Raw genomic sequence first — 6249 nt, forward strand, 5'->3', positions numbered from 1 at the left:
AGTCTGTCATGAACATTCCAATCCCATTGGAGGTTCCCATGCAACTCGAAGGATCCTGCCACTGCGGCGCGGTGTCGTTCACCCTCGACAGTGCTCACCCCTACCCTTATCAGCGCTGCTACTGCTCGATCTGCCGCAAGACCCAGGGCGGCGGCGGTTTTGCGATCAACCTGGGGGGCGATGCCCGGAGCCTGAAGGTGCGCGGTCGCAAGCACATCTCGATCTACCACGCACGACTCAAGGACGAAGGCGATAAACGCGCCCACCGCAGCAGTGCCGAACGGCATTTCTGTTCCTTGTGCGGTTCGGGGCTATGGCTGTTCAGCCCCGAATGGCCGGAGCTGATTCACCCCTTTGCCTCGGCCATCGACACACCGCTGCCGGTACCGCCGGAGCACACCCACCTGATGCTGGGCTCCAGGGCGCCGTGGGTGGAAGTCGAGGCGCATCCGGGCGACCAGCAGTTCGAGGTTTATCCCGAGGAGTCGATTGCTCAGTGGCATGAACGCCTGGGGCTGAGCGTTTGAGAGGCAGCGCTGCATAAGGCCTCATCGCGAGCAAGCTCGCTCCCACAGGGGATTTCCTGTGTTCACATTATTTGTGTTCACTGAAGATCAAATGTGGGAGCGAGCTTGCTCCGGGCGGCGTTCCGACGATGGCGTCAGGACAAACAGCGCTATACCGCAGGCACACCACTGTGGAACCGAAACTCCACATCCGGCGACTCGATCAGCTCCCGCTCGGCCTCACGGACCCTGTCGATCACCTGGGCAATGTCCTTGGCGTCACCGTACTGGTAAGCCAGTTTCAGGTAGCCCTGGAAATGCCGGGCTTCGCTTTTCAACAAACCGAAATAGAACTTGCCCAGTTCTTCATCCAGATGCGGCACCAAGGCCTCGAAACGCTCGCAACTGCGGGCCTCGATGAAGGCGCCAACCACCAGGGTGTCCACCAGCTTGACCGGTTCGTGGCTGCGAACCACCTTGCGCAGCCCCGAGGCATAACGCCCGGCTGAGAGCTGGCGCAAACCGATCTTGCGCTTTTTCATCAAGCGCATGACCTGCTCGTGATGCACCAGCTCTTCCCGGGCCAGGCGCGACATCAGATTGATCAGGTCGACGTGGGAATGGTATTTGGCGATCAGGCTCAGGGCGGTGCTGGCCGCCTTGAACTCGCAGTTCTTGTGGTCGATCAGCAACGTTTCCTGGTCAGCCAACGCGGCCTGGACCCAGGCATCGGGGGTGCGGCAACCAAGGAATTCGTGAATTTCGGGAAGATTCATGGGGCTCACGGGAAAAGGTAGTCGAGCGAAGGGCGCCGATTATACCGGCCTGCCCCCAGACCACCAGCCACCGCCGTTGATATGCATCAAGTCGAAGACTCATCCACAACAACTAGACTGCCCCACAACAACTATAGTTGAGCAACGCCAGCCTTTTCATTGCAGGAGAACGCCGATCATGCAAGCCATTCGCAGCATCCTGGTGGTTATTGAGCCCGAACATTCGGAAAGCCTGGCGCTCAAGCGCGCCAAACTGATCGCCGGAGTGACCCAGGCCCACCTGCACCTGCTGGTGTGCGACAAAAAGCATGACCATGCCGGCCTGCTCAGCGTGCTCAAGGCCGCCCTGCTGGCCGACGGCTACAGCGTCACCACCGAGCAGGCCTGGAACGAAAGCCTCCACGACACCATCATCGACGTGCAGCAGGCGGAAGGCTGCGGGCTGGTGATCAAGCAGCACTTCCCCGACAGCCCGCTGAAAAAAGCCCTGCTGACCCCGGCGGACTGGAAGCTGCTACGTCACTGCCCAACCCCGGTGCTGCTGGTGAAAACCGCCGGTTCCTGGAAAGACAAGGTGATCCTGGCGGCCGTCGACGTTGGCAATGCCGACGGCGAGCATCGCCACCTGCACTCCACCATCATCGATCATGGCTATGACATCGCCCTCCTCGCCAAGGCGCACCTGCATGTGATCAGCGCCCACCCCTCGCCGATGCTCTCGTCCGCCGACCCGACGTTCCAGCTCAAGGAAACCATCGAAGCCCGTTACCGCGAACAATGCCGGGCGTTCCAGGCCGAATTCGACATCGATGAGCAGCACCTGCATATCGAAGAAGGCCCGGCGGACGTCTTGATTCCGTACATGGCGCACAAGCTGCAGGCGGCGGTGACGGTGATCGGCACCGTGGCCCGCTCGGGGCTGTCCGGGGTGCTGATCGGCAACACCGCCGAGGCTGTGCTCGATACGCTGGAAAGCGATGTGCTGGTGCTCAAGCCGCAGGAGGTCGAGGACCATCTGGTGGAGTTGGCGGTCAAGGAATAAACAGACCCTGGCTATAGGCTCTTGTGGCGAGGGAGCTTGCTCCCGCTGGGTTGCGAAGCGACCCTCGCTCTTGATCTTAAAAGTTTCTGGTTCTGAAAAATCCAGGCGTCTGCTGCGCAGCCGAGCGGGAGCAAGCTCCCTCGCCACAAAGGCTCTCGGCCTGTCAGCCGCCGAACGCATCCTTCAGGAACCCCGGCGCGATATAACGCTGGTAATGGGCTTCGGACAGAAGGAAAAACTCCCGATCAATGGCATCGCGCAGATCCGGCAGTTCCCAGTCGCGAAACTCCGGCATCAGCACCATGCCGTAGGCTTCCAGGTTGTTGATCACCCGTGCGCCGCGGGCAATCAGTTGATAGGCCCAGCAATATTCCGACTGGTGCGGCACAAAGCGGATCTTGCGCGACTCCAGTTGCTGGCGCAGCAATACCGGGTCGAAAACCTCCAGCTTGGCCACCATCACCTGCACCAATAGCTGCTCGAGCCGCATCCACACCGCGCGCTTTTCGTCCTCGTTGTAGCCGTTCCAGTGAATCACTTCATGGTGGAACCGCTTGCAGCCACGGCACACCAGGTCACCGTAGACAGTGGAGCAAAGGCCGACACAGGGGGTCTTGATGAGCTGGTTGGGCATAAGGAAACGCACACGCAAAAGCAGGACAGGCCGGCATGTTAGCCCTTTGTCTAAGATTGATCACCCCTCAAACTTCCAGGCCCAACTTACCTTTAATTTTTTTTTCCCGTAGAATCAGCCAGCCTTTTAAGGCGCCAATGTCCGTTAGAAGCTGTTTTCAAAGCGTCACGAGCACAGTCGTTCCTTCAGAGCGGTGTTGGCGAAGGGTCTTTCCAGCGGGGAAAGCCCAACGCCAACCCTCATCAGCTCCCCGTTCTGCAGGCGTAAAACTTTGAAAGCAGCTTCTGTGAGGAACGTGCGGAAACTCTGGCCTGGCGGCTCAAAAAGCCGCCGACGCGCATGAGTACCGTGGGTTCCTGGATGAGCGTCCCGGACACCCATTTGGGACCACTGATGAGGGTAATAACTGTGCTTGAAGCCTACCGCAAACATATCGAAGAGCGCGCAGCCCTGGGTATCGTTCCCCAGCCGCTTAACGCCGAACAAACCGCAGGCCTGATCGAGCTGCTGAAAAATCCTCCGGCTGGCGAAGAAGCTTTCCTCGTTGACCTGATCACCAATCGCGTTCCGCCTGGAGTCGACGAGGCTGCCTACGTCAAGGCCGGTTTCCTGTCCGCCCTGGCCAAGGGCCAGGCCCAATCCCCTCTGCTGGACAACAAGCGTGCCGTTGAACTGCTCGGCACCATGCAGGGCGGCTATAACATCGTGACCCTGGTGGAGCTGCTGGACGACGCCGAGCTGGCGCCGGTAGCCGCCGAAGAACTCAAGCACACCCTGCTGATGTTCGATGCCTTCCACGACGTGGCTGAAAAAGCCAAGAACGGCAACGTTCACGCCAAGGCCGTGCTGCAATCCTGGGCTGACGGCGAGTGGTTCAAGAAGCGCCCGGTGCTGGCCGACAAGATCAGCCTGCGTGTGTTCAAGGTCACCGGCGAAACCAACACCGACGACCTGTCCCCTGCTCCAGACGCCTGGTCGCGTCCTGACATCCCGCTGCACGCCCTGGCCATGCTGAAAATGGCCCGTGACGGCATCGTTCCGGACGAGCAAGGCAAGACCGGCCCGATGAAGCAGATCGAAGAAATGCGCGGCCAAGGCTTCCCGATCGCCTACGTCGGTGACGTGGTCGGTACCGGTTCCTCGCGTAAATCGGCGACCAACTCGGTGCTGTGGTTCTTCGGCGACGACATTCCTTATGTGCCGAACAAGCGCGCTGGCGGTTTCTGCTTCGGCAGCAAAATCGCTCCGATCTTCTACAACACCATGGAAGATGCCGGCGCACTGCCAATCGAGTTCGACGTTTCGAACATGAACATGGGCGACGTGATCGACCTGTACCCGCATGCCGGCAAAGTCTGCAAGCACGGTACCGACGAAGTCATCACCACCTTCGAAATGAAGACCCCTGTGCTGTTGGACGAAGTCCGTGCCGGCGGTCGTATTCCGCTGATCATTGGCCGTGGCCTGACCGAGAAGGCTCGCGCCGAGCTGGGCCTGCCAGCGTTCGACCTGTTCAAGAAGCCTGAAGCCCCCGCTGAAAGCACCAAGGGTTTCACCCTGGCGCAGAAGATGGTCGGCAAGGCTTGCGGTCTGGCAGAAGGCCAAGGCGTACGTCCTGGTACCTACTGCGAACCGAAAATGACCACCGTGGGTTCCCAGGACACCACCGGTCCAATGACCCGTGACGAACTGAAAGACCTGGCGTGCCTGGGCTTCTCGGCTGACCTGGTGATGCAGTCCTTCTGCCACACCGCGGCCTATCCAAAGCCGATCGACGTCACCACCCACCACACCCTGCCTGACTTCATCATGACCCGCGGCGGCGTTTCCCTGCGTCCGGGCGACGGCATCATCCACTCGTGGCTGAACCGCATGCTGCTGCCAGACACCGTGGGCACCGGTGGCGACTCGCACACCCGTTTCCCGATGGGCATCTCGTTCCCTGCCGGTTCCGGCCTGGTCGCGTTCGCCGCAGCCACCGGCGTCATGCCGCTGGACATGCCGGAATCGATCCTGGTGCGTTTCAAGGGCAAAATGAAACCTGGCATCACCCTGCGTGACCTGGTTCATGCCATTCCGTACTTCGCCATCCAGAACGGTCTGTTGACCGTCGAGAAGAAAGGCAAGAAAAACGCCTTCTCCGGCCGCATCCTGGAAATCGAAGGCCTGGAAGGCTTGACCCTGGAACAGGCTTTCGAACTGTCCGACGCCTCGGCCGAGCGTTCGGCTGCCGGTTGCACCATCAAGCTGTCGAAAGAGTCGATCACCGAGTACCTGCAATCCAACGTCACCCTGCTGCGCTGGATGATCGGCGAAGGCTACGGTGATGCACGTACCCTGGAACGTCGCGCCCAAGCGATGGAAGCCTGGATCGCCAACCCGCAACTGATGGAAGCCGATGCCGACGCCGAATACGCCGAAGTCATCGAAATCGACCTGGCCGACATCAGCGAGCCTGTGCTCTGCGCGCCGAACGATCCGGACGACGCCCGTCTGCTGTCCAGCGTTGCTGGCGAGAAGATCGACGAAGTGTTCATCGGTTCGTGCATGACCAACATTGGTCACTTCCGCGCTGCCGGCAAGCTGCTGGAGCAGGTCAAGGGCCAGCTGCCAACCCGCCTGTGGCTGTCGCCGCCGACCAAGATGGACGCTCACCAGCTCACCGAAGAAGGCTACTACGGCATCTACGGCAAGGCCGGTGCACGGATGGAAATGCCAGGCTGCTCGCTGTGCATGGGTAACCAGGCACGCGTCGAGCCAAACGCCACCGTGGTGTCGACTTCGACCCGTAACTTCCCGAACCGTCTGGGTGACGGCGCGAACGTCTACCTGGCTTCGGCCGAACTGGCGTCCGTTGCGTCCATCCTGGGTCGCCTGCCGACCGTCGAGGAGTACATGGAATACGCTGGCAAGATCGACAGCATGGCAGCGGACGTGTACCGCTACCTGAGCTTCGACCAGATCGCCGAGTTCCGTGAAGCGGCTGCAAACGCCAACATCCCGGTCGTTCAAGCCTAAAGCTTAAAACGCCCGACTGAAAACGCCGCCCTTCTTGCGAGGGGCGGCGTTTTTTTTGCCTGTCTATTTCGGGGAATGCCTTTTTGCTGGGGACATATCCGTTGCTGCGGTAACGGCGGCTTAGGGTTCCGCTCTTACAGCGGGTCACTTTTGGAAGAGCGCCAAAAGTAACCAAAAGCGCTTTGCCCCACCACTCGGCRCCTCGCCTAGGCTCGGTGTGCCCTCACTCCGGCATTGCTCCGTGGGCCGCCGCGAAGGGCCATCCATGGCCCA

Annotated in this window: 5 protein-coding genes; 3 read left to right on the plus strand and 2 right to left on the minus strand. The window is 60.4% G+C overall.

The window, feature by feature from the left end:
* Positions 1–38 precede the first annotated feature (38 nt).
* The gene (locus tag AB4Z20_RS18840) at positions 39–527 is read left to right on the plus strand and encodes a GFA family protein (protein ID WP_442090394.1); all 489 of its coding nucleotides are present in this window, start codon (positions 39–41) and stop codon (positions 525–527) included.
* A gap of 149 nt (positions 528–676) precedes the next feature.
* Here AB4Z20_RS18840 and AB4Z20_RS18845 read toward each other — a convergent pair whose 3' ends face one another.
* On the minus strand, positions 677–1282 hold the full coding sequence (locus AB4Z20_RS18845) for a tRNA-(ms[2]io[6]A)-hydroxylase (protein WP_320388813.1): 606 nt from the start codon (positions 1280–1282) through the stop codon (positions 677–679).
* 178 nt (positions 1283–1460) lie between these two features.
* On the opposite strand from AB4Z20_RS18845, the gene AB4Z20_RS18850 reads away from it, so the two are divergent.
* On the plus strand, positions 1461–2324 hold the full coding sequence (locus AB4Z20_RS18850; RefSeq protein ID WP_253475667.1) for a universal stress protein: 864 nt from the start codon (positions 1461–1463) through the stop codon (positions 2322–2324).
* A 163-nt stretch (positions 2325–2487) separates the two neighbouring features.
* Here the strand turns inward: AB4Z20_RS18850 and AB4Z20_RS18855 are convergent, their stop codons facing one another.
* Positions 2488–2958 carry a DUF1289 domain-containing protein gene (locus AB4Z20_RS18855; RefSeq protein WP_214512754.1) on the minus strand — a complete coding sequence of 157 codons (471 nt, stop codon included), beginning with the start codon at positions 2956–2958 and terminating at the stop codon, positions 2488–2490.
* Positions 2959–3366: 408 nt separating this feature from the next.
* On the opposite strand from AB4Z20_RS18855, the gene acnB reads away from it, so the two are divergent.
* On the plus strand, positions 3367–5976 hold the full coding sequence (gene acnB / locus AB4Z20_RS18860; protein WP_253478577.1) for a bifunctional aconitate hydratase 2/2-methylisocitrate dehydratase: 2610 nt from the start codon (positions 3367–3369) through the stop codon (positions 5974–5976).
* The last annotated feature ends 273 nt before the right edge of the window (positions 5977–6249 follow it).

It is taken from the genome of Pseudomonas sp. KB_12, from assembly GCF_052114545.1.
In the GTDB taxonomy this organism is placed as follows: Bacteria; Pseudomonadota; Gammaproteobacteria; order Pseudomonadales; family Pseudomonadaceae; genus Aquipseudomonas; species Aquipseudomonas brassicacearum.